Source organism: Streptomyces sp. NPDC005017 (assembly GCF_042873115.1).
Taxonomy (GTDB): Bacteria; Actinomycetota; Actinomycetes; order Streptomycetales; family Streptomycetaceae; genus Streptomyces.
On sequence record NZ_JBIALD010000015.1, the window covers coordinates 1 to 22247 of the forward strand.

Annotated in this window: 18 protein-coding genes and 1 rRNA gene; 6 read left to right on the plus strand and 13 right to left on the minus strand. The window is 72.7% G+C overall.

Annotation, left to right across the window (positions count from 1 at the left end; all coding sequences use genetic code 11):
• Together ACFYR0_RS22685 and ACFYR0_RS22690 are read right to left on the minus strand one after the other, a co-directional pair.
• A 16S ribosomal RNA gene (locus ACFYR0_RS22685) occupies nucleotides 1–92 on the minus strand; the annotation flags it as partial.
• 566 nt (nucleotides 93–658) lie between these two features.
• The gene (locus tag ACFYR0_RS22690; protein ID WP_389330883.1) at nucleotides 659–1666 is read right to left on the minus strand and encodes a stage II sporulation protein M; all 1008 of its coding nucleotides are present in this window, start codon (nucleotides 1664–1666) and stop codon (nucleotides 659–661) included.
• Nucleotides 1667–1793: 127 nt separating this feature from the next.
• Between ACFYR0_RS22690 and ACFYR0_RS22695 the strand changes: the two genes are divergently transcribed.
• A complete protein-coding gene (locus tag ACFYR0_RS22695) occupies nucleotides 1794–2777 on the plus strand; it encodes an RDD family protein (RefSeq protein WP_389330886.1) in 984 nt (327 codons plus the stop codon).
• A gap of 84 nt (nucleotides 2778–2861) precedes the next feature.
• Here the strand turns inward: ACFYR0_RS22695 and ACFYR0_RS22700 are convergent, their stop codons facing one another.
• Together ACFYR0_RS22700 and ahcY are read right to left on the minus strand one after the other, a co-directional pair.
• Complete coding sequence (locus ACFYR0_RS22700; protein ID WP_389330889.1) at nucleotides 2862–3527, minus strand: hypothetical protein; 666 nt, start codon at nucleotides 3525–3527, stop codon at nucleotides 2862–2864.
• A 226-nt stretch (nucleotides 3528–3753) separates the two neighbouring features.
• A complete protein-coding gene (ahcY, locus tag ACFYR0_RS22705; protein WP_386379152.1) occupies nucleotides 3754–5211 on the minus strand; it encodes an adenosylhomocysteinase in 1458 nt (485 codons plus the stop codon).
• Between the two features lie 358 nt (nucleotides 5212–5569).
• Between ahcY and lepB the strand changes: the two genes are divergently transcribed.
• Nucleotides 5570–6265, plus strand: a complete 696-nt coding sequence (gene lepB, locus ACFYR0_RS22710) for a signal peptidase I (protein ID WP_389330892.1) — start codon at nucleotides 5570–5572, stop codon at nucleotides 6263–6265.
• A 76-nt stretch (nucleotides 6266–6341) separates the two neighbouring features.
• On the opposite strand, the gene ACFYR0_RS22715 is transcribed toward lepB, so the two are convergent.
• The 6 genes from ACFYR0_RS22715 to ACFYR0_RS22740 form a co-directional block, all read right to left on the minus strand.
• Nucleotides 6342–7319: a cation diffusion facilitator family transporter gene (locus ACFYR0_RS22715; protein ID WP_389330895.1), complete on the minus strand. Its 978-nt coding sequence runs from the start codon at nucleotides 7317–7319 to the stop codon at nucleotides 6342–6344.
• A 124-nt stretch (nucleotides 7320–7443) separates the two neighbouring features.
• On the minus strand, nucleotides 7444–8595 hold the full coding sequence (manA, locus tag ACFYR0_RS22720) for a mannose-6-phosphate isomerase, class I (RefSeq protein WP_389330898.1): 1152 nt from the start codon (nucleotides 8593–8595) through the stop codon (nucleotides 7444–7446).
• Between the two features lie 74 nt (nucleotides 8596–8669).
• Nucleotides 8670–9797, minus strand: a complete 1128-nt coding sequence (locus ACFYR0_RS22725) for an SIS domain-containing protein (RefSeq protein WP_389330901.1) — start codon at nucleotides 9795–9797, stop codon at nucleotides 8670–8672.
• A gap of 90 nt (nucleotides 9798–9887) precedes the next feature.
• Entirely contained in the window at nucleotides 9888–10058 is a 171-nt protein-coding gene (locus tag ACFYR0_RS22730) for a Trm112 family protein (protein WP_389330904.1), read from the minus strand.
• Nucleotides 10059–10354: 296 nt separating this feature from the next.
• Nucleotides 10355–11719 (minus strand): phosphomannomutase/phosphoglucomutase, encoded by a 1365-nt coding sequence (locus ACFYR0_RS22735; protein ID WP_389330907.1) that lies wholly within the window; start codon nucleotides 11717–11719, stop codon nucleotides 10355–10357.
• A 247-nt stretch (nucleotides 11720–11966) separates the two neighbouring features.
• Nucleotides 11967–12383: a DUF3499 domain-containing protein gene (locus ACFYR0_RS22740; protein WP_389330910.1), complete on the minus strand. Its 417-nt coding sequence runs from the start codon at nucleotides 12381–12383 to the stop codon at nucleotides 11967–11969.
• A gap of 296 nt (nucleotides 12384–12679) precedes the next feature.
• Here ACFYR0_RS22740 and ACFYR0_RS22745 point away from each other — a divergent pair, with 296 nt between their 5' ends.
• Entirely contained in the window at nucleotides 12680–13129 is a 450-nt protein-coding gene (locus tag ACFYR0_RS22745) for a metallopeptidase family protein (protein WP_389331348.1), read from the plus strand.
• A 23-nt stretch (nucleotides 13130–13152) separates the two neighbouring features.
• Here the strand turns inward: ACFYR0_RS22745 and ACFYR0_RS22750 are convergent, their stop codons facing one another.
• The 3 genes from ACFYR0_RS22750 to ACFYR0_RS22760 form a co-directional block, all read right to left on the minus strand.
• A complete protein-coding gene (locus tag ACFYR0_RS22750; RefSeq protein WP_389330913.1) occupies nucleotides 13153–14634 on the minus strand; it encodes a DUF5719 family protein in 1482 nt (493 codons plus the stop codon).
• Nucleotides 14631–18254 carry a glycosyltransferase gene (locus ACFYR0_RS22755; protein ID WP_389330916.1) on the minus strand — a complete coding sequence of 1208 codons (3624 nt, stop codon included), beginning with the start codon at nucleotides 18252–18254 and terminating at the stop codon, nucleotides 14631–14633. The genes ACFYR0_RS22750 and ACFYR0_RS22755 overlap by 4 nt, the downstream gene beginning before the upstream one ends.
• Before the next feature lie 180 nt (nucleotides 18255–18434).
• Nucleotides 18435–18698, minus strand: a complete 264-nt coding sequence (locus ACFYR0_RS22760; protein ID WP_010986447.1) for a WhiB family transcriptional regulator — start codon at nucleotides 18696–18698, stop codon at nucleotides 18435–18437.
• Between the two features lie 715 nt (nucleotides 18699–19413).
• Between ACFYR0_RS22760 and ACFYR0_RS22765 the strand changes: the two genes are divergently transcribed.
• From ACFYR0_RS22765 to ACFYR0_RS22775, 3 genes are read left to right on the plus strand one after another with little or no spacing between them, the layout of a single operon-like run.
• Nucleotides 19414–19908 (plus strand): cysteine dioxygenase, encoded by a 495-nt coding sequence (locus ACFYR0_RS22765; protein ID WP_389330920.1) that lies wholly within the window; start codon nucleotides 19414–19416, stop codon nucleotides 19906–19908.
• 33 nt (nucleotides 19909–19941) lie between these two features.
• A complete protein-coding gene (gene cofD / locus ACFYR0_RS22770) occupies nucleotides 19942–20913 on the plus strand; it encodes a 2-phospho-L-lactate transferase (protein ID WP_389330923.1) in 972 nt (323 codons plus the stop codon).
• Nucleotides 20910–22217 (plus strand): coenzyme F420-0:L-glutamate ligase, encoded by a 1308-nt coding sequence (locus tag ACFYR0_RS22775; RefSeq protein WP_389330926.1) that lies wholly within the window; start codon nucleotides 20910–20912, stop codon nucleotides 22215–22217. Before cofD ends, ACFYR0_RS22775 begins: the two co-directional genes overlap by 4 nt.
• Nucleotides 22218–22247: the final 30 nt, after the last annotated feature.

A 22247-nucleotide genomic window follows, 5' to 3' on the forward strand; every position in this document is an offset into this window, starting at 1 on the left:
CTAATCCACCCCGAAGGGCTTCATCGTTCGACTTGCATGTGTTAAGCACGCCGCCAGCGTTCGTCCTGAGCCAGGATCAAACTCTCCGTGAATGTCTACCGGTAAGTCCGGTCGAACACCACGAGAGCGGTGCGGGAAGAGGAATGATCTCCCCGCACACAGCGTCCTCGCTGTGTTGTTTCAAAGGAACCTCGCCCCGGCCGAGGGCCGGAGACGGGGTATCAACATATCTGGCGTTGACTTTTGGCACGCTGTTGAGTTCTCAAGGAACGGACGCTTCCTTTGTACTCACCCTCTCGGGCTTTCCTCCGGGCGCTTCCCTTCGGTCTTGCGTTTCCGACTCTATCAGATCCTTTTCCGACCCGATTTCCTCGGTGCTTTCCGGGTTCCCGCTTCCGCGTTTCCCTTTCCGGCGATCCCGACTTTATCAGAAGTTTTGGACCGGACTGACCGGCCATCCATTTCCGATTCATCGGGGGGTGGCTTCGTTGATATCGATGCGATCGACGTTTCAAGAAGCTTCGTAGATTGTAACCTGTCGCCGACCGGATCTTGTCCAGTCCAGGCAACTGTTCAAATCTACCTCCCGGCAGAACCCGTGTCAACGGTTTCTGCGGGACGAAGAGGACACTAGCAGCTCAGCAGACCTGTCCGCACATCAGGCGGCGGTCGGCACGGTTGCGCTGCGCTCGGCGGCATCGACGTCACCGGTGGCGCCGTCGCGGGACGCCCGGCCGCCGAGGACGTAGACGTAGGCGAGAAAGGCCAGTTCGGCGGCGATGCCGATCGCGATGCGGGCCCAGGTGGGCAGGCCGGAGGGGGTGACGAAGCCTTCGATGGCTCCCGACACGAACAGAACGAGTGCCAGGCCGATGGCCATGCCCACGGCTGCGCGGCCCTCCTCCGCGAGTGCGGTGCGGCGGGTACGGGGACCTGGGTCGATCACAGTCCAGCCGAGGCGCAGACCGGTGCCGGCGGCGACGAAGACGGCGGTCAGTTCCAGCAGGCCGTGCGGAAGGACGAGGCCGAGGAAGACGTCCAGCCGGCCGACGGACGACATGAGGCCGATGCCGACGCCCAGGTTGAGCATGTTCAGGAAGAGGATCCACAGGACGGGCAGGCCCAGGAAGATGCCCAGCACCAGGCACATCGCGGCCGCCTGGGCGTTGTTCGTCCACACCTGTGCGGCGAAGGACGTCGCGGGGTGGCTGGAGTAGTAGGTCTCGTACTGCCCGCCGGGGCGGGTGAGGTCGCGCAGCTCGCTGGGGGCGCCGATGGCCGCCTGCACCTCTGGGTGGGCACCGATCCACCAGCCCAGGAGCGCGGCGACAAGGGTGGAGATCAGCGCTGTGGGCACCCACCAGTGGCGTGAGCGGTAGACCGCGGCCGGGAAGCCGTGGGTGAGGAACGTTGTGACGTCACGCCATGAGGCGCGCCGGGTCCCTGTCACGGCGCTGCGCGCGCGTGCCACGAGCTGGCTGAGGCGTCCGGTGAGCTGCGGGTCGGGTGCGCTGGACTGGATCAGCGACAGATGGGTCGCGGTGCGCTGGTACAGAGCGACCAGTTCGTCGACCTCGGCTCCGGTGAGGCTGCGCCGACGCCCGAGGAGGGCGTCCAGACGGTCCCACTCCGCGCGGTGGGCGGAGACGAAGACATCGAGGTCCATCGGTGTGCCTGCTCCTCGGCTTGTCGGCGGGCTCGTCGCGGATGTCAGCTTGTCGCACTGCGGCGCGATGCGCCCTCAGCTTGGCAGACTGACGGTTCTCAGGGCAGAGCGGGGAAGGACGGCGGGCGTGAGTGAGCTGGTGACGGGCGAGGCGGTGGCACTGGAGGTGCGCCCGGCGAAACTGCCGAGCAGGACGCTGGCCGTGCTGCTGGACCTGGTGGTGGCAGGGCTCGTCTACACGACTGTGTCGATCGGCCTGGCGATGTCCACCGCGTCCTTGGACGACGCGGCGCAGATGGCCGTGTCCATCGCGACGTTCGTCCTGGTGCTGGTGGGCGCGCCGATCGCGGTCGAGACGCTGAGCCACGGGCGCTCGCTCGGGAAGATGGCGTGCGGTCTGCGGGTCGTTCGGGACGACGGCGGGCCCATCCGGTTCCGGCACGCGCTGGTGCGGGGTGCGGTGGGCGTGGTCGAGATCCTCATGACCTTCGGCGTGGTCGCCTGTATCGCCTCGCTCATGTCGGCGCGTGGCCGGCGGCTCGGGGACGTCTTCGCCGGGACGCTGGTGGTGCGTGAACGGGTGCCCGCGTCGCGGAGTTCGTTCGTGCCGCCGCCTCCGCCCTGGCTGTCGGGGCGTTTCTCGGCGCTCGACCTCTCCGCGGTGCCCGATGCGCTGTGGCTGGCCGTCCGCCAGTACCTGACCCGTATGCAGCAGCTGGATCCGCAGGTCGGCTGGACGATGGCCGAGCGGCTCGCGTCCGACCTCGCGGCCCGGACGGGCTCGCCGCTGCCTCCGGGCGTTCCGCCCGCCGCCTATCTGGCCGCGGTGCTCCAGGAACGGCAGGTGCGCGAGGTGCAGCGGGCGTACGGCAAGGGGGCCGGGGCTGTGGCCGCGCGGCCGAACGGGGTGGGTGGCTTTGTCGCTCCGACGCCGGTGAGCGCCTCTGCTTCTCCCACGGCTCCGACGCCGGTGAACCCCTCTGCTGCTTCTCCCACGGCTCCGGCCCCCGTGACGTCCGCTCCGGCCTCGTCGCAGGCCGAGCCGGGCGCGGTCCCGCGGGACACGCCGTCGAGCGACCGGCCGGCCGGAGGCTTCGCGCCTCCGGCGTGACCCGGTGTAACCCGGCGCGACTCGCGTGATCCGGCGCGGCTCGGCGGACCGAGCAGGCCCCGAGGGCTCGGCGCGGTCCGGGGGTCAGCCGAATTCCGGCCCTTCGTCGAAGCCCGCGCCGTCCTCGGCCTCCGGCCGGTCGAACCGCGACGGCGGTGTGTCGAGGTCCTCGAGTTCGATCCCCGGCGCCGCGAGCACCACGTCCCCGGCGAGGTGAACGGCGTGCTGCTCCCCCGTGTCCAGGGCTGTGACCTGGTACTCGTCCACGGTCAGAGGGCCGTTGTCAGTGGCGTGTGCTTCGCTGTTCACCAAGGCCCAGGACTGGTCCACGGTGAGCGGGGCGAGGACCGGGTCGGTGAAGGCGACCAGACGTACGCGGGTGGCGTGTCCGGAGGGGGTGAGGCGCAGGAGACGGGCCGTGGCCACGAGGAACGCGGGGGACGTGCCGGTGAAGGCGTGGGCGCGCACATTGCCTTCGGTGGCATGGGTTCCGGTGGGGTCCGTGCGGACCCAGGTGACGCCGTCGATCGCGGCGCCGCGCACCTGCCAGCTTCCCGCGTGAAGCTCCAGCCGGATGGGGCGGCCCAGTTCGTCGAGGGCCAGATCGACGGAGCCGTGGTGGTCGCCCGAGGGCGTGGTCAGCTGGGAGACATAGCGCCAGCCCGAGGGGCCGGGCGCGCAGTGGAAGTGCTCGACGGCGAGGGGGGTGTGGTCGTGCGGATCGTGGAGCGAATAGCGGCCGCGGGGCATGGAGGTCCTGGGTTCTGACGGGCTGGTCCGGAGGTCTCGTGGGGCGAGTCGTCCCGGAAGCCTCGGCGAGAAACCGGTCCGGACATGGGGCAGGCCCCCGGCACGGGGGTGCGGGGGCCTGCCTCGAAGGACCGGGCGCTGCGGTACGCGTCAGTGACGGGACGCGCACCGCGGCGGGCCGGGCTGCCGGGCTGCCGCCCTCGGGCGGAAGCGGCGGCGGTCCGGCTCAGTAGCGGTAGTGGTCCGACTTGTACGGGCCCTCGACCTGGACGCCGATGTACGAGGCCTGCTCCGGGCGCAGCGTGGTGAGCTTGACGCCCAGCGCGTCCAGGTGGAGGCGGGCGACCTTCTCGTCCAGGTGCTTGGGCAGGGTGTACACGCCGATCGGGTACTCGGCCTGCTTGGTGAACAGCTCGATCTGGGCCAGCGTCTGGTCCGCGAAGGAGTTGGACATCACGAAGGACGGGTGACCGGTGGCGTTGCCCAGGTTCAGCAGGCGGCCCTCGGACAGGACGATGATCACCTTGCCGTCGGGGAACTTCCAGGTGTGGACCTGCGGCTTGACCTCGTCCTTGACGATGCCGGGGACCTTGGCGAGGCCGGCCATGTCGATCTCGTTGTCGAAGTGGCCGATGTTCCCGACGATGGCCTGGTGCTTCATCTTGGCCATGTCGGCGGCCATGATGATGTCCTTGTTGCCGGTCGTGGTGATGAAGATGTCGGCCTTGTCGACGACCTCGTCGAGGGTCGTGACCTGGTAGCCGTCCATCGCGGCCTGGAGGGCGCAGATGGGGTCGATCTCGGTGACGATGACGCGGGCGCCCTGGCCGCGCAGGGACTCGGCGCAGCCCTTGCCGACGTCGCCGTAACCGAAGACGACCGCGGTCTTGCCGCCGATCAGGGTGTCGGTGGCACGGTTGATGCCGTCGATCAGGGAGTGGCGGCAGCCGTACTTGTTGTCGAACTTCGACTTGGTGACGGCGTCGTTGACGTTGATCGCCGGGAAGAGGAGTTCGCCGTCGCGCTGCATCTCGTACAGGCGGTGGACGCCCGTCGTGGTCTCCTCGGTGACGCCGCGGATCTCGGACGCCAGCTGGGTCCACTTCTGCGAGCCGTCGGTGATGGTGCGGTGGAGGAGCTCGAGGATGACCCGGTGCTCCTCGTTCTCGGCGGTGTCGACCGCCGGGACCTTGCCCTCCTTCTCGTACTGGACGCCCTTGTGGACGAGGAGGGTGGCGTCACCGCCGTCGTCGAGGATCATGTTCGGGCCGCCGGTGGGGCTGTTCGGCCAGGTCAGGGCCTGCTCCGTGCACCACCAGTACTCCTCCAGGGTCTCGCCCTTCCAGGCGAAGACCGGAATGCCCTGCGGGTTGTCGGGCGTGCCGTTCGGGCCGACGGCGACGGCGGCGGCCGCGTGGTCCTGGGTGGAGAAGATGTTGCAGGACACCCAGCGGACCTCGGCGCCGAGGGCGACCAGGGTCTCGATGAGGACGGCGGTCTGCACGGTCATGTGCAGGGAGCCCATGATGCGGGCGCCGGCCAGCGGCTGGGCGGCGGCGAATTCCTTGCGGATCGACATCAGGCCGGGCATCTCGTGCTCGGCGAGGGTGATCTCCTTGCGGCCGAACTCGGCGAGCGAGAGGTCGGCGACCTTGAAGTCCTGTCGGTTGTCGACAGTCGTCATTGCGAGCTGCTCCTCGGGATTGGGGCGAGGTGGGTAGGGCTGATCTGCGCGGCGGCGGACACAGGGGTGCCCGGGAGGACACGGTTGCCCGCGTGCGCGCAGCGCAGTCCGTCGGAGGCCCTCTCTCCCTCGGACGATCCACTGGGGACCGCCCGACCGCCATCAGCAGCGACGTCTGGCTCCATCCCAAGCTACACCGGTGGACCCGGCCGCCCCCAGTCCGCCTCCGGCGACATCCGGCCGATCACTGGCCGAACGCTTCCCGTCCACCGCCCGCCCCCTGGCCGTTCTCCAGTGGTGTGCCGTAGGCGGGGCGCTACTGTCGGCGGCCGTACGCGGGCGCGAAGGGGTGGGATTCATGGAGCTGGCACGCAGGCTGTCGGTGGCCGGGTGGGTGCTGGGTGTGCTGGGTCTGCTGCTGGTGGCAGGCAGTGTGCTGGGGGCGCGGGCGGGCCGGGAGAGGGTCGTGGTGGAGGGCGAGTCCATGACGCCGACGTACGCCGTGGGCGACAAGGTGGTCGTCGACGAGTCGGTGGACGGGAACGAGGTCCGCCGGGGCGATGTGGTGCTCTTCTCGGCGCCGGAGGTGCAGGGCTTCGACGCGCTGGTGGTCAAGCGGGTCATCGGTGTCGGCGGCGACCGTGTCGAGTGCTGCGCGGGTACGGGGGCGGGGCAGCGGCTGCTGGTGGACGGCCGGCCGCTGGAGGAGCCGTACGTGGCCGACGGGATCGTGGACGGCAGGGGGCCTGGCGGGGTGAACGAGCCGTACGTAGTGCAGGTGCCCGAGGGGCGGCTGTTCGTGCTGGGTGATCGCCGGTCGAACTCGAACGACTCGCGGTTCTATCAGGGCGGACAGGGCGGCACGGTGCCGGTGGCCGCGGTGCGGGGCCGGGTGGTGGACGGCTGGAGGGCGCCCGTGGCGCTGATCGTGCTCGGCCTGGTCGGGCTGGCCCTCGGGCTCGCGGGCCTGGTGGCCGCCGCGGGCGCGCGGCAGGTCCGTCGGCGGGGCGCGCTCCCCGAGCCGCCGTGGCCGGTGGGTCCTCTCGGCGTGTGAGCGGGAACGGCGACGGGCCCGCCGGGGAGACCGGCGGGCCCGTGCTGCTGGCGGAGGTTGCGGCGGGGATGCCGCCTCAGTGGCCGGCGGTCGGGGCCGGGCCGCCCGGAGTCGCCTCGCGGTCCGGGCCCTTGGCTGCTTCGGCCGCGCTGTAGATGTCGGGTTCGAGGTAGATCACGCGGGCGATCGGGACGGCCTCGCGGATGCGGTCCTCGGCGGCGTCGATGGCGCGGGCGATCTCGGTGGCGGTGTTGTCGTGCCGTACCGCGATCTTGGCGGCGACCAGGAGCTCCTCTGGGCCGAGGTGCAGGGTGCGCATGTGGATGAGGCCGGTGACGGTGTCGCCGTCGACGACGGCGGCCGCGATCTTCTCGGTCTCCTCGGTACCGGCGGACTCGCCGAGCAGCAGGGACTTGGTCTCGATGGCGAGGACGACGGCGATCAGCACGAGCAGGACGCCGATGCAGACGGTGCCGATGCCGTCCCAGACTCCGTCGCCGGTGAGCAGGGCGAGGCCGACACCGCCGAGGGCGAGGATCAGGCCGACGAGCGCGCCCAGGTCCTCCAGGAGGACGACGGGCAGCTCGGGGGCCTTGGCCCGACGGACGAACTCCTTCCAGGAGAGGTTGCCGCGCAGGCCGTTCGACTCCTTGATGGCGGTGCGGAAGGAGAACGTCTCGGCGATGATCGCGAAGACGAGGACGCCGACCGGCCAGTACCAGTGCTCGATCTCGTGCGGGTGCTTGATCTTCTCGTAGCCCTCGTAGAGGGCGAACATGCCGCCGACGGAGAACAGGATGATCGAGACGAGGAAGGCGTAGATGTAGCGCTCGCGCCCGTAGCCGAAGGGGTGCTGCGGGGTGGCCTCGCGCTGGGCCCGCTTGCCGCCGACCAGGAGCAGTGCCTGGTTGCCGGAGTCGGCGAGCGAGTGGACGCCTTCGGCGAGCATCGAGGACGAGCCACTGAAGGCGAACGCCACGAACTTCGATACCGCGATCGCGAGGTTGGCGGCGAGTGCCGCCACGATCGCCTTGGTTCCGCCTGACGCGCTCATGTGTTCGCGTTGTCCCTTCGTACGCCGTCCGGGGCATGGCCCCCGGCTTTGCCCGTCCTTTGCCGGTGGGTCATTGTTGCAGCACCGGGCGACAGGGGGGCGCCAGGCTGTGGATGACGTCCGTTCAGGCGACGACGGTGGCCCGGAAGAGCGTTCCGGTACCGGACACGTCGGTCTTTTCGCCCGCAGGGACGAAGACGGAGGCGCCGGGGCCGAGTTCGTGCTCGCCGACGCTCACGGTGCCGGCCGTGCAGAGCAGGATCTGCGGGGTGGCGCGGGTGAGGTCGTGGGCGGCGCCGGCGGGCGGGAGGACGTACCGCGAGAGCCGGAACTCGTCGATGGGGGTCTCGTAGACCTCCTCGCCGTCCGGGGCGGCCTCCGGGCGCAGGACTCCGGCGTCGGCGGCCTCGAAGCGGACGACGCGCAGGAGTTCGGGGACGTCGACGTGTTTGGGCGTCAGGCCGCACCGCAGGACGTTGTCGGAGTTGGCCATGATCTCGACGCCGAGCCCGTCCAGATAGGCGTGCGGGATGCCCGCGCCGAGGTAGAGGGCCTCGCCGGGCTGGAGGCGGACGTGGTTGAGCAGCATGGCGGCGATGACGCCGGGGTCGCCCGGGAAGTGGTGGGCGAGGTCGGCGTAGGGCGCGTAGGCGCCGCCGAGGCGGGTGCAGGCGGCGGTGGCCTCGGCGACCGTGCGGTGCATCTCCTCGGGGTCGGCGGTGAGGATCGCGGTGAGGACCTCGCGCAGGGCGGCTTCCTCGGGGTGGGCGTGCAGCAGGTCGACGTAGGGCTTGAGGGAGTCGACGCCGAGGCCGGCGATGAGGTCGGCGGTCTCGACCGGGTCGCGGAAGCCGCACAGACCGTCGAACTCGGTGAGGGCGCAGATCAGTTCGGGCTTGTGGTTGGCGTCCTTGTAGTTGCGGTGCGGGGCGTCGACGGGGACGCCGCGCCGTTCCTCCTCCGCGTAGCCCTCCTCGGCCTGCGCCAGGTTCGGGTGCACCTGGAGGGAGAGTGGGGCGCCGGCGGCGAGGATCTTGAGCAGGAACGGCAGGCGGGGGCCGAACTTGGCGACCGCCGCCTGCCCCAGCTCGCGCTCCGGGTCCGCCTCGACGACCTCGGCGAGCGTGCCGCGCGCGGTGCGCGAGGGCGCGCCGGGGTGGGCGCCCAGCCACATCTCCGCCTGGGGCTCACCGGTCGGCTCGACGCCGAGCAGCCCGGGGATCGCGGTGGTGGAGCCCCAGGCGTAGGGGCGAACGGTGTTGTCGAGGCGGTCCATCGCTGTCTGCTGCTCTCTCTGCGTACGACGCGGGTTCGTCTCCGCGTACGACGGTCAGGGCGTCCCTGGCTACATCAGGCTCCCGAGGCGAGCGCCAGGTAAACGGCGGCGAAATCCGTGATGGCGATCAGTTCCGCGAGGGTCTCCAGCTCGTCCCCGGTCTCGGGTTCCAGCTCGCTGATCGGCGTGTCGTGGCTCAGGGCCAGCTCGCGGGCGGCGGGGGCGGCGGTGAGGCCGCCGATCGGACGGTCGCGCAGCAGCACCACGCGCGCGTGCAGCGCGGGCGCCTCGTCGACACGGTCGCGGAAGAAGTCGTCGGGGTCGGCGCTGGCGGCGAGCGGGCCGGCGAGCAGGGCGCTGTGCGCGGCGAGCGCCTCGGGGAGCTCCCAGACGAGGGCGGGGCGGCCGGCGAGTTCGGCGAGCGCGGAGGCGAAACGGCGGCCGGCCGGCCCGGCGGAGTCGCCCTCGGTCCAGATCACCGGAAGCGCGTCGGCGAGTTCGGCGGCGAGCGTCTTGGCGGGGTTGCTGTACGTCGCGATGGCCGGGCCGCAGCGTTCGGCGATGTGGTCGAGGCGGTCGGCGACCTTCTCCAGGGACTCGGCGGGTGCGGTGACCAGGCCGACGCGGTCCAGCAGGGCCAGCAGCGGGGTGAGCAGGGCCCACAGGACGCCGGGGGCGGAGGCCGCGAGCGGTTCGTCCGCCTCGTAGGGCGCGGTCGCGAGCGGCATGAACATGCCGTGCGCCTTGGCCACGGCGTCGGCGAGCGGGGTGCCGGCGGGTGCCACGGCTACGACGGTGCAGCCGCGCCGGTAGGCCTGCTCGGCGAGCAGCGACAGGCCAGGTTCGGTGCCGTCGGGGGTGGTGATCAGCAGCAGGTCGACGGAGCCCGCCCAGCCGGGCAGTTCCCAGCGCAGGGCGCCCGCGGCGGGGGCGACGCCGGTGGGGGCCAGCCGGGTGACGGGGCTGCCGGGGCCGGCCAGCGTGCCGAGCAGGTCGGCGACGCAGATGGCGGCGAGGCCCGGCCCCGCGATGAGGACGCCGCGCGGGCGGCCGTCCGGTTTGAGTTCGCCCACGCCGGCCTCGGCGGCGTGCCGGGCGGCGGTGCGGACCCGGGCGCCCGCTTCGGCGGCACCGCGCAGCAGGGCGCGCCGGTCGGCCTCCGCGAGGGCATCCGGGGTGTCGAGCAGCGATTCGTCGAGCATGGGCGGAAGCCTCCGGTCGCCGGGTCGGTGCGGGGTGCTTGCGCGGGCCTTTGCGGGGGCCGAGTGGGGCGTACGAGGGTGCGACGCGGGTTACGCGGGGCGGCGGGCCTCGTCGACGAGGAGCACGGGGATGCCGTCGCGGACCGGGTACGCCAGACCGCAGTCCTGGCCGGTGCAGATCAGCTCCGCGCCCTGCTCCTTGAGGGGCGCGTGGCAGGCCGGGCAGGCGAGGATCTCCAGAAGGCCGGCTTCGAGCGGCATGGGGGCGTCCCTTCGGGGTGCGGCTGGCGATGCGTACGTGCCTGGTCAGCGTACCGCCGTAGGAGATGCCACGCGGAGATACACCGACCTACCCTTCCCCCCAGGGAGGGATGGGAGCAGCGCGACCAGCCGCCCCTGGGGGCGCGGGGAACTGCGCTACCAGCCGACAACGCCCCGCACCCACGCACAAGCAGCACAGCACCCCCTAGGGGCGCGGGGAACTGCGCGACAAGCCACGACAAACCCGCACCCGCGCACACGCACCAGCCCGACGAGTCCCGCCCAGCCGCGCAGCTCTACCCGCGGATGATCGCCAACGCCTCGTCCCGCACCTTCGCCATCGTCGCCGCGTCCCGCGCCTCCGCGTTCAGCCGCAGCAGCGGCTCCGTGTTGGACGGCCGGACGTTGAACCACCAGTCGGCGGAGGAGACGGTGAGCCCGTCGAGCTCGTCGAGGGTGATCCCGTCCTGCCCCTCGAACGCGGAGCGGACCGCGGCGATACGCCCGCCCTGGTCGGCGACGGTGGAGTTGATCTCGCCGGAGCCGACGTAGCGGTCGTACTCGGCGACGAGGCCGGACAGGGGGCCCTCCTGGCCGCCGAGGGCGGCGAGGACGTGCAGGGCGGCCAGCATGCCCGTGTCGGCGTTCCAGAAGTCCTTGAAGTAGTAGTGCGCGGAGTGCTCGCCGCCGAAGATCGCGCCGGTGCGGGCCATCTCCGCCTTGATGAAGGAGTGGCCGACGCGGGTGCGGGCGGGCGTGCCGCCGTTCTCCCGCACGACCTCGGGGACGGTCCAGGAGGTGATCAGGTTGTGGATGACCGTGCCCTCCCCGCCGTGGCGGGCGAGCTCGCGCGCGGCCACCAGGGCGGTGATGGCGGACGGGGAGACCGGGTCGCCGTTCTGGTCCACGACGAAGCAGCGGTCGGCGTCGCCGTCGAAGGCGAGGCCGAGGTCGGCGCCCTCCTCGCGCACGCGCGCCTGGAGGTCGACGATGTTGGCCGGGTCCAGCGGGTTGGCCTCGTGGTTGGGGAAGGTGCCGTCCAGCTCGAAGTACATCGGCACCAGGTCCAGCGGCAGGCCCTCGAAGACGGTGGGTACGGTGTGGCCGCCCATGCCGTTGCCCGCGTCGACGACGACCTTCAGGGGGCGGATGGAGGTCAGGTCGACGAGCGAGCGCAGATGGGCCGCGTAGTCCTCCAACGTCTCGCGCCGGGTCACGGTTCCCGGCGTGGCGGCCGGGGCGGGGGCGCCCGATTCGCGCCAGCCCCCGACGAGTTCACGGATCTCGGTGAGGCCGGTGTCCTGGCCGATCGGGGCGGCGCCCGCGCGGCACATCTTGATGCCGTTGTACTGCGCGGGGTTGTGCGAGGCGGTGAACATCGCGCCGGGCAGGTCCAGCGCGCCGGACGCGTAGTAGAGCTGGTCCGTGGAGCACAGGCCGATCTCGGTGACGTCGACGCCGAGCGCGGCCGCGCCCCGGGCGAACGCGCCCGCGAGTCCCGGGGACGAGGGGCGCATGTCGTGTCCGATCACGATCGCGTCCGCGCCGGTCACACGGGCGAAGGCGGCGCCGAGGAGTTCGGCGAGCGACTCGTCCCACTGGTCGGGGACGACCCCGCGTACGTCGTACGCCTTCACGATCTGCGACAGATCAGCAGCCACGGCCAACCCTTCTGAAAGTCCTGTCGGTCACCCCAAACTACCCGTACCGCACGGATGTCCGCCGTTCGCTCCGGTGCGTGGACGGAGGGGCGTCGGCCGGGGCCGGGGCGCGATGGGGCCGTCGCGGCCGAAGTGGGGGCGGGGGTACGGAGGTTGCGCGGACGGCCGGGGGCGGCACGGTCGCCGGAGAGGCGTCGGCCGCGAGGGCGGCCGGGCGCACGACGGGCCCCGAGGCGAGGGAACCGTGTCAGTTGTCGGGCGAGCGCAGGATACGCAGGTGGCCGCGGCGGGCGACCTCCATGGGGTCCGCGGCGCGGCCGCCGGCCTGGGCGGCGCGTTCCTGCGGGCGGGCGGCCTCGCGCACCGCGTTGGCCAGGGCCTCCAGGTCGTCACCGCTGGGGCGGGCCGGGGCGGAGCCGTCGAGCAGCCGGACGACCTCCCAGCCGCGCGGGGCGGTGAGGCGCTCGGAGTGCTCGGCGCACAGGTCGTAGCAGTGGGGTTCGGCGTAGGTGGCGAGCGGGCCGAGGACCGCGGTCGAGTCGGCGTAGACGTACGTCAGCGTCGCGACGGCGGGTCGGCCGCAGGCGGTGCGCGAACAGCGACGTACAGGGCTCACGACGTTGGACGGTACCGCACTCTTGAGCGGGCCGCGACGACTCTCCACCAGGTCACTCCCCCGTGTCGTGTTGCGGAAGGTCCCCCGAACCCCCCTTGTCATACCCCGCTGACCTGCACGGACACACCCATTCCGGGGAACTCCGGACCTGGCGCCCGGTCACCTCTCGGCACAAACCGCGCTATTTGGCCTGAGTTCGACCGTCCGGTGGAGATACAGAATCGAGCCCAAGCTTGGCTGGAACGGTCAACCTGCGACACGCTCTGTCGGGTGGCCGGATGCCGTCCCGCGCGGGGCGTGGGCGCGGGGCGCACGCGAGAGGCGGGGACTAGGCTTCGTCAGTGATGGACACCCCCGTACCGCCCCGTGCCACCGGCCCCGGGCCCCGCCGTCGTGACCGGCACGGCCGAGGCATGCGTGGCCCGATCGCGCCGCCGCAGGTGCCGCTCGCCGCGAGCCGGGCCGAGATCTTCGCCGATCTGGTGCAGGACTCCGTGGAACGCCTGGAGCGGCACTGGCCGCAGCTCTCCGACATCGACTTCCTCGTCTTGGAGGTGCCGCGACTCACCGGGCCGGGTGACGCCTGGCAGGACGAGCCGGTCCCGCTGGGCGGCACGATTCCGGCGCGCGAGGGACGTCCCGCGCGCGTGGTGGTCTACCGGCGGCCCGTGGAGATCCGCACCAAGGGGCGCGACGAGCGCGCCGCCCTGGTGCACGAGGTCGTCGTCGAGCAGGTCGCCGAACTGCTGGGGCTGACCCCGGAGACGGTGGATCCGCGCTACGGCGAGGACTGACACGGCGTCCGTCCCCGCCGGAGTCAGCGCTGGAGCACCGACAGGTCCTGCTGCGCGTCCGGCACGGCGACCGTGCCGCGGTCGTCCGGCAGGGTCTGCACGGTGAACGCTGCGACGTCGTCCTGGTCCGCCTCCAGGGTGCGGGAGGCGAACACCGGGCCGCCCGACACCGGCTCGACGGTGAGGGCGAAGGTGCCCTTCAGGCCGCTCGGCACCGGCAGCTTCACGTTCTGCGTGGTCCCGGCCTTGAGCCGGAACGTCTCCGTCACGGCCGTGCCGCCCCCGGTGCCGGCCGAGGCGGTCACCTTGACCTCGGCGGCCCCTGCCGGCGCGGTGAGCGACAGGGTGGCGCCCTTGGCGGTGTTGTCGACGGCGCTGGCGCGCGTGCCGACCGGCCGGGCCGCTGCGATGAACCCCGTCTCCCGCTCGTCGCCCTTGCCGCGCACGACCTGTACGGCGGCGACGACGGGCACCGAGCGGTCCGTCGGGCTCAGCACCAGCGAACCGGCCTCCCCGCGCGTGAGGTCGCCGAGGTCGACCGCGCTGGTCATGCCCGACTTCACATGCAGCGTCTCCTGTCCGGCGGGCGTGATCAGGCCGGACGGGGAGGCGAGACGGACCTTGAGGTCGGCGTCGGTGCCGCCCGGGGTGAAGGCCACCAGGCGCACGGACGTGGCGTCCGCGGGGATGCCGGGCAGGACGAGGGTGTCGGCGGGGTCGGCGGACGCTGCCAGCCAGTCGCCGCCGAGCTTGTCGTCCAGGGCGAGCATCGCGGCGCCGACGCGGCCGCTGCGCACGACGACGTGCACGGTGACGTCGGGGTGCGAGCCGTCGGTGAGGGTGGACAGCAGGACCGGTTCGGTGGACTTCGGCTTGACCGTGATGCCCTCGGCGACCGTGGACTCCAGCAGGCCGTCCTCGCCGTACAGCCGGATGTCGACGACGGCCGCGGAGTCGTCGGGGTTGGTGAGGTGGACGTAGTCGGTGCGGCCCTCGCCGGTGCTGGCGCCCGGGAACCAGAACTCGGTGTCGGGGGCGGTGCAGTTGACGCCCTGGAGGCCGCGGCCGGTGCCCGCGCCGACCTCGGTGGTCTGCTGGACGGTCCAGCCGGGCGCGGTGTTGCCCTCGGCGGTGCCGATCAGCGCGGGCGACTGGGCGCCGGAGGTGTCGCCGCTGACGGGTGTGCCCGGCTCCGCGGGCTTCACGGCGGCCTTGGGGGGCTTCTTCGCGCTCTTGCCGCCCTGGTCGCCGGTGGCGGGCACCAGGTCGGCCTTGCCGTCCTTGCCGGTGCCCTCGGTGGTGGGCGTGAACGAGGTGTACGTCGTCTCGGCGAGGTCGGAGGTGCTGGGCGGCGGGCACAGCAGGCTGGTGCGCTCCACGGGCAGGTACTCGGCCGCCCGCGGGCTGTCCGAGCCGGAGGCGTCGGGGGCGGTGAGCGCGCCCAGGCCGGTGACGGCGGCGAGCGCGGCCGTGGCGGCGATCAGGGACAGGGTCGTGCGGTTCACTGCTGGCTCCCGTCGGGGCGCTCACTGCCGTCGGTGTGCTGGTGGTCCTGGTGCGGGTGGTCCTGGTGCGCCGGGTCGTACGCCATGTCGTAGCCCTGGGTGTACGTCCGGTCGTACGGCGCGGTCTGCGCGGTCCCTCCGTAGGCGTACGGGTCGTACTGACCCGACTGGTACGGGTCGGCCTGGTAGGCGCCGTCGTAGGTGCCCGCCTGGTACTGGTCGGCGTGGCCCGCGTACTGGTCCGCGGTGTTCCAGGTGTCGTAGGACTGCTGCTGCGGGACGGCGGCCGGGGGCTGTTCCGGCGCGGGGGCGGCGAACTCGTCGGGCCGGGCGGCCTCTTCGGCCTCCGCCTGGGCGCGCAGGCGGCGGGCGCGGCGGCCCTCTCCGGCGGTGGCCTGGGCGGGGATCGGTGTCTCCTCGGGCAGGTCGTCGTCGACGTCGCGGCGGCGGCCGGGCAGGGCGAGCACGACGAGCACGAGGGCCAGGAAGCCCTGCGTCCACAGCCAGGCGGTGTGGCCGGCGGGGTCGTCGTAAATGACGTCCAGGCGGCCGCCGGCGGCGGGGAGTTCGAAGCCCTGGGCCCAGCCGTCCACGGTGGTGCGGGTGAGCGGGGCGCCGTCGAGGGTGGCGGCCCAGCCGTCGGCGGCGCTGTCCGCCAGGCGAAGGACGCGGCCCTCGGGGCCGGCCGGGAGGGTGGTGTGGATCTCGACCGGGCCGGCCTTGACGGGCACGGGGTCGGTGGCCCCGGCCTGGACGATCATGGCCCGCGCGACCTCGCGCTCGACCCGCCACAGGGCGCCGCCGTCCTTCTCGCTGAGCCGGGTCAGGCCGGGCGTGGAGTCCAGGACGCGGGCGATCTCGCGGGGCGCGCCCTTGTGGACGAGGACGTAGCAGACGGCGAAGTCGCCGAGCTGGGTGGCCTGGTCGGCGCCGGAGCCCGCGACGAGGTTGGCGACGACCTTGTCCAGGCGGACGTCGCGCCCGGCGGCGGCGGCGAGTTCGGCGTCGCCGAGGCGGGCTCCGGAGCCGCGGACCAGGGTGTAGTCGACGTGTACGGCGGACGTGCTGTCGAGGACGAGGGTGCGCGGCTGGGAGCAGCCGGGGCCGTCCTCGGCGACGAACGCGGGCACCTGAAGGGCGTCGGGCCACCGCTCCAGGGGGCCGTCGGCGCCACGGATCATCCAGCCGGCGGCGACCAGCAGCGGGCCCGCGGCGGAGGCGAAGGCGATCAGCGCGGCGACGGGCTGGCGCCAGCCGAAGTTCTGCTCGGCCACGCGGGCGCGTGCCCCGTCGGCGCCGAGGACGGCGGCGGCGAGGAGGGCGAGGCCGTAGACGAGGGTGGCCGGGCCCGCCCAGGTGGAGCGGTTGGACAGGACGGCGAGCAGGAGGCCGGCCAGGGCGACGGCCCAGGCGGTGAGGATGGCGGGGCGGCGCTCGGCGCGCAGCAGGGCGGCGAGCGCGGCGAGGACGATGCCGATGAGCATCAGCCCGTCCATGGTGCCCGGTCCGCCGGGGCTGGCGGCGAGCAGGTCGAGCGCGGACGCGGAGGAGGCTCCGTAGTCGAGGCCGGCCTCGGTGAAGAACCCGAACGGCAGCAGCGTCAGCGACCAGGGCGCCAGGATCAGCAGGGGCGTGCCGAGCTGGACGGCGAAGCGCGGACCGTAGGCGGTGAGCTCGCCGCGGCGCACGGCGAGCAGGGCGATGCCGAGGAGGAGGGCCGCGGGCCACACCAGCGGGGTGAACGCCGTGGCGATCGTCAGCAGCAGCGCGTACGCCCAGGTGGCGCGCCAGCTGCCGCGGGCGCCCGAGGCGTTCGCGAGGCCGGCGGCCGCGACGCCCGCGCGGGCGATGAGCGGCAGCAGGACGGCGAGGACGGCGGTGCCGAGGCGGCCGCCGGCCAGGGCGCCGGTGACGGCGGGCAGGAAGGCGTAGGCGACGGCGGCCCAGGCGCGCAGCAGGCGGGAGGTGACCAGCGGGCGGGAGGCGAAGTAGGCGCTGAGGCCGGCCAGGGGCACCGAGGCGACCAGCAGGACGGTGACGGCGAGTCCGGTGGAGCCGAACAGCACGGTGGCCAGCATGGCCACGATCGCCAGGTAGGGCGGCGCGGTGGGGGTGCCGCCGGCGCCGACGGGGTGCCAGGCGTCCAGGTAGCGCGACCAGAGGTCGGCGGCGGTGGCGGGCGCGGGCAGCAGGGCGCCGCCGGCGAGGGCGCCGGTGCCGAGGAGTCCGCGGCAGGCGGCGAGCGAGGCGAGCAGCAGGACCAGGAACAGCACCGGCGCGGGCTTGCGCGCCAGTCGCTTGAGGCGGGCGAACTGCTCGACCTGGAGGAAGTCGGCGTCGTCGCCGCCTGGTCCGGACTCCACCGCGCCGCCGTGCCGTCCGGCGCCGGAGGGCGCCTCGGCGTCGGTGTTGCCGAAGAAGTTGCCCGCGACCTGTTCGACGGTGACGCGGACGGTCGCGCCCGGCGGCGGGAAGAGCTGTCCGAGCTCGCCCTTGTCGATCTGCGGGCGGCCCCGGCGGCGCCGCCCGGCGATGATCCGCTCGGGCCGCAGCAGCACGCCGAGCAGTCCGCGGATCTCGTCGACGGCCTGGCCGGGGACCTTGCCGACGAGGTAGGCGAGGGTGCGCAGCAGGGTGCCGAGGACGAGCCGGAGCAGGACCCAGGGCAGCGTCGCGGTGCGGGTGTTGACCAGCAGGGTGTAGACGGCGCCGGCCTTGTCGACCTTGTGCGGGGAGGCGGTGGCGCGTCCTGCGCAGTCGACGGCGCGGCGTTCGCGGGAGGCGGCCTCGGCGTGCCGGACGACGGCGTCGGGGGCGATGAGGACGCGGTGGCCGGCGGAGTGGGCGCGCCAGCACAGGTCGACGTCGTCGCGCATCAGGGGCAGACGCCGGTCGAAGCCGCCGAGCTGTTCGAAGACGTCGCGGCGGATCAGCATGCCGGCGGTGGACACGGACAGCACGGACCGGACGTGGTCGTGCTGGCCCTGGTCCTGCTCGCGGCGGTCCAGGCCGGTCCAGCGGCGGCCGGAGTTGGCGATGGAGACGCCGACCTCGAGGAGCTGGCGCCTGTCGTACCAGCCGCGCAGCTTGGGGCCGACCACGGCGACGTCGTCGCGGCCGAGCTCGCGTTCGTTCTCCACGACGCGCAGCAGGTGGGAGAGCGCGTCGGGTTCGGGGGCGCAGTCGTCGTGCAGCAGCCACAGCCACTCGACGGGTTCGCCGTGGGGCAGCTCGGGCAGGTCGTAGGCGTCGTCGCGCCAGGTGCGCGTGACGGGGTCCCAGCCGCTGGGCCGCTTCAGATAGGGCAGGTCCTCGGGAGAGAGGTGGGGGGCCGTGCGGTGGGCCTCCTCGACGGCCTGGCCGAAGCCGGTGCGGCGGGCGAGGTGGAGGACGCGGTCGGGGCCGAGGGCGTCGGTGACCAGCCGCGCGGAGTCGTCGGCGCTGCCGGTGTCGGCGGCCATGACGTACTGGACGGGGCGCTCCTGGCCGAGCAGCCCGGCGAGCGCGTCGGGCAGCCAGCGGGCACCGTCGTGGGAGACGATCACCGCGGTCACGACATGGCGCGGGAACTCTGGTGTGGCGGCGCCGTTCTGCGCCGCCGTGTGGCTGTGCACGGACATCGAGGTACGGGCCCCGGTTCGCTGGACTGCGGTGGACGCGCCCGCGCCTCCTCTGGTGCTGAGGGGACGGCGGGGCGTCTCGGACGAGCGACCACACTATCGGCTGGGCATGGCAGCGGCCCGCCGCCTGTGGACAACCCACTTGCGACGGGCCGTTGGGTCCGCATTTCGTACGTTCGTTCAGATGGCGGCCTTCTTGAGGCGTCGGCGCTCACGCTCGGACAGACCGCCCCAGATGCCGAAGCGCTCGTCGTTGGCGAGGGCGTACTCGAGGCACTCGGAGCGGACCTCACAGGCGAGGCAGACCTTCTTGGCCTCGCGGGTGGAGCCGCCCTTCTCGGGAAAGAAGGACTCGGGGTCGGTCTGGGCGCACAGCGCGCGCTCCTGCCAGCCGAGTTCCTCGTCCGCGTCGTCGACCAGCAGTTGCTGCACCAGCTCGGTCATGTGCGCCCCTCGTCTGTCTTTCGCGTCCCCGTGATGTAGCCGTTACCGATTCCGGCTGAACGACACGAGTGAAATTACAAGTGTGCTGCTCCGGGCGAGTCAAGCCGAGATCTGCTATTGGGCCCCTTATTCACTCTGCGGAACCAAGGCCATGCGGAAAGTGTTCAAATCGCCATATACCTTGACACAGGGACAGGGATCCCGAGGGCCTCCGGCCCCGCACAGACCTGTACGGAGAAGGACGCCCGTGCGTTCGATCTCGTTCCGGCACGCGCGCCGAAGCGAACCGGATCACAACGGGATCACGGGATCGCAACGAGACCCGAGCGCCCGGTTGTGCGCCATGTGTCCCGGCCGGCGGTTGAACAAACCTTTCACCACACAGATGAACCGGATGAGGTGAAACATGTCCCACATGCCGGGCGTCGAGTTGACAGTCATGGTGTGAACCGCTGTCCTTGTGGGCATGCTCGCGAACTTGGCACTCACCCCGACCCGCGCCGCCGGGTCCCTCGGTGCTGCCCTCGTTCGCCGTAGCTGTTGCTGTTGTCCCGGTTGTTGAGCCCGAAGAGCGCTCCGGCCGCACCCTGAGTCCACCGCGACCCGGCTGCCTGTTCCCGCCGCCCGGACCCCGGGCTCCCCTGTCCCCCGCGACCCGGGCGGACGGTCCGCGACACCCAGCCATCCCCCACTTCCCCCGAGGAACACCCCACCCATGAACAGCGACAGCGACCTCCAGATCGCCGGCGACATCCTCGAAGTGCAGCACCTGCTCCAGCCGGCCCGCGAGCACCCTGCCACCGTCGCCGAGTTCGTCGGACTCGCCCGCTCCATCGCCGCCGACCGCTCCCAGTGGGAGCACCTCGTCGAGTACGACGCCACCAGCCGCTGGTACCACCGGCTGCGCACCGGCCCCGGCTACGAGGTGTGGCTGCTGTCCTGGGTGCCCGGCCAGGGCAGCGGACTGCACGACCACGGCCGCTCCTCCGGTGTGCTGACCGTCCTGGACGGCACCCTGACCGAGCGCAGCGGGCGCGCCACGCGCGCGCTGACGGCCGGCACCCAGCGGGTGTTCGCCCCGGGCTACGTCCACGAGGTCGTCAACGACGCCCTGGAGCCCGCGGTCAGCCTGCACATCTACCACCCGGGCCTGACCGAGATGCCGATGCACACGGCCCCCCACTGCGAGGCGCGCCCCGTGACCGCCTGACGCGTTGTCGGACCCGCCTGCGAGACTTGCCCCATGCGCATTGTGGTTCTGGCAGGCGGCATCGGCGGTGCCCGGTTCCTGCGCGGTCTGAAGCAGGCTGCACCGGACGCGGACATCACGGTCATCGGCAACACCGGGGACGACATCCACCTGTTCGGGCTGAAGGTCTGCCCGGACCTCGACACGGTGATGTACACCCTCGGCGGCGGCATCGACGAGGAACAGGGCTGGGGCCGTTCCGACGAGACCTTCCACCTCAAGGAGGAGCTCGGGGCGTACGGCGTGGGCCCCGAGTGGTTCGGACTGGGCGACCGGGACTTCGCCACGCACATCGTGCGGACCCAGATGCTGGGCGCCGGCTACCCCCTGAGCGCGGTCACCGAGGCGCTGTGCGACCGGTGGCGGCCCGGGGTCCGGCTGATCCCGATGACCGACGACCGCGTGGAGACCCATGTGGCCGTCACGCTGCCCGACAGCGGCTCCGGCGAGCGCAAGGCGATCCACTTCCAGGAGTACTGGGTCCGGCTGCGCGCGTCGGTGGCCGCCGAGGCGATCGTGCCGGTCGGCGCGGAACAGGCCAAGCCCGCGCCCGGCGTCCTGGAGGCCCTCGCGGCGGCGGACGTCATCCTCTTCCCGCCGTCCAACCCCGTCGTCTCGATCGGCACGATCCTCGCGGTGCCCGGCATCCGGGAGGCGATCGCCGAGGCGGGCGTACCCGTGGTCGGCCTCTCCCCCATCGTCGGGGACGCGCCCGTGCGCGGCATGGCCGACAAGGTGCTCGCGGCCGTCGGCGTGGAGTCCACGGCCGCCGCGGTCGCCGAGCACTACGGCTCGGGCCTGCTGGACGGCTGGCTCGTGGACACCGTGGACGCGGCCTCCGTGGAGCGTGTCGAGGCGGCCGGCATCCGCTGCAGGTCCGTACCGCTGATGATGACCGACGTCGACGCGACCGCGCGGATGGCCCGCGAGGCACTGGCGCTGGCCGAGGAGGTGCGGACCGTATGACCGGGGCGTCCGCGCGGGGCTACCGCGTCTGGGCCGTGCCCGGACTGCCCGAGGTCGTGCCCGGCGACGACCTCGCCAAGATGATCGCCGCCGCCGCGCCGGACCTGGCCGACGGGGACGTGCTGCTCGTCACGTCCAAGATCGTCTCCAAGGCGGAGGGGCGGATCGTCGAGGCGGCCGGCCGTGAGGCCGCGATCGACGCCGAGACCGTCCGGGTCGTGGCCCGCCGCGGACCGCTGCGGATCGTCGAGAACCGCCAGGGCCTGATCATGGCCGCCGCCGGGGTGGACGCCTCCAACACCGCCTCCGGCACGGTCCTGTTGCTCCCCGAGGACCCCGACGGATCCGCCCGCGCGATCCGTGAGGGCCTGCGCGAGATCCTCGGCGTCGACGTCGGGGTCGTCGTCACCGACACGTTCGGGCGACCCTGGCGCGCGGGGCTCACGGACGTGGCGATCGGCGCCGCCGGAGTGCACGTCCTGGACGACCTGCGCGGGGAAACCGACGCCCACGGCAACCCCCTCGCCGCGACCGTCGTGGCCACGGCCGACGAACTGGCCGCGGCCGGCGATCTGGTCAAGGGCAAGGCGACCGGCATGCCGGTGGCCGTCGTCCGCGGCCTGTCGCACGTGACCGGCGAGACCGCGACCGGCGCCCGGGCCCTCGTCAGGGACGCCCGGGACGACATGTTCCGGCTCGGCACCTCGGAGGCGATCCGTGAGGCGGTCGCCCAGCGCCGTACCGTCCGGGCGTTCACCGACGACCCGGTCGACCCCGGCTCGGTGAGACGGGCCGTCGCGGCGGCGGTCACCGCGCCCGCGCCCCACCACACCACCCCCTGGCGCTTCGTCCTCCTCGAGTCCGCCGGGTCCCGCACCCGCCTGCTCGACGCGATGCGCGACGCCTGGATCGCCGATCTGCGCCGGGACGGCAGGACCGAGGAGTCCATCGCCCGGCGCGTCCGCCGTGGCGACGTCCTGCGCAACGCGCCCTACCTCGTCGTCCCCTGCCTCGTGATGGACGGCTCCCACACCTACGGCGACGCCCGCCGCGACGGGGCCGAACGGGAGATGTTCGTGGTCGCCACGGGCGCCGGCGTGCAGAACTTCCTCGTCGCCCTGGCCGGCGAGCGGCTGGGCTCGGCCTGGGTGTCATCCACCATGTTCTGCCGTGACGTGGTGCGCGAGGTCCTCGAACTGCCGGAGGACTGGGACCCCATGGGCGCGGTCGCCGTCGGCCACCCCGCCGAGGCGCCCCGCCCGCGCGCGGACCGGGACGCGGGGGCGTTCATCGAGGTGCGCTGACATGTGGCGCACCTCGATGCCCGAGTGGCC

What these genes read in the sequence shown, in the direction of transcription:
- cofD (WP_389330923.1), top strand. Translation starts at nt 19,942, where the DNA reads ATGCGCATTGTGGTTCTGGCAGGCGGCATCGGCGGTGCCCGGTTCCTG.
- manA (WP_389330898.1), bottom strand. Translation starts at nt 8,595, where the DNA reads ATGGACCGCCTCGACAACACCGTTCGCCCCTACGCCTGGGGCTCCACC.
- ACFYR0_RS22715 (WP_389330895.1), bottom strand. Translation starts at nt 7,319, where the DNA reads ATGAGCGCGTCAGGCGGAACCAAGGCGATCGTGGCGGCACTCGCCGCC.
- ACFYR0_RS22730 (WP_389330904.1), bottom strand. Translation starts at nt 10,058, where the DNA reads ATGCCGCTCGAAGCCGGCCTTCTGGAGATCCTCGCCTGCCCGGCCTGC.
- ACFYR0_RS22765 (WP_389330920.1), top strand. Translation starts at nt 19,414, where the DNA reads ATGAACAGCGACAGCGACCTCCAGATCGCCGGCGACATCCTCGAAGTG.
- ahcY (WP_386379152.1), bottom strand. Translation starts at nt 5,211, where the DNA reads ATGACGACTGTCGACAACCGACAGGACTTCAAGGTCGCCGACCTCTCG.
- lepB (WP_389330892.1), top strand. Translation starts at nt 5,570, where the DNA reads ATGGAGCTGGCACGCAGGCTGTCGGTGGCCGGGTGGGTGCTGGGTGTG.
- ACFYR0_RS22700 (WP_389330889.1), bottom strand. Translation starts at nt 3,527, where the DNA reads ATGCCCCGCGGCCGCTATTCGCTCCACGATCCGCACGACCACACCCCC.
- ACFYR0_RS22775 (WP_389330926.1), top strand. Translation starts at nt 20,910, where the DNA reads ATGACCGGGGCGTCCGCGCGGGGCTACCGCGTCTGGGCCGTGCCCGGA.
- ACFYR0_RS22755 (WP_389330916.1), bottom strand. Translation starts at nt 18,254, where the DNA reads ATGTCCGTGCACAGCCACACGGCGGCGCAGAACGGCGCCGCCACACCA.
- ACFYR0_RS22760 (WP_010986447.1), bottom strand. Translation starts at nt 18,698, where the DNA reads ATGACCGAGCTGGTGCAGCAACTGCTGGTCGACGACGCGGACGAGGAA.
- ACFYR0_RS22690 (WP_389330883.1), bottom strand. Translation starts at nt 1,666, where the DNA reads ATGGACCTCGATGTCTTCGTCTCCGCCCACCGCGCGGAGTGGGACCGT.
- ACFYR0_RS22725 (WP_389330901.1), bottom strand. Translation starts at nt 9,797, where the DNA reads ATGCTCGACGAATCGCTGCTCGACACCCCGGATGCCCTCGCGGAGGCC.
- ACFYR0_RS22745 (WP_389331348.1), top strand. Translation starts at nt 12,680, where the DNA reads ATGGACACCCCCGTACCGCCCCGTGCCACCGGCCCCGGGCCCCGCCGT.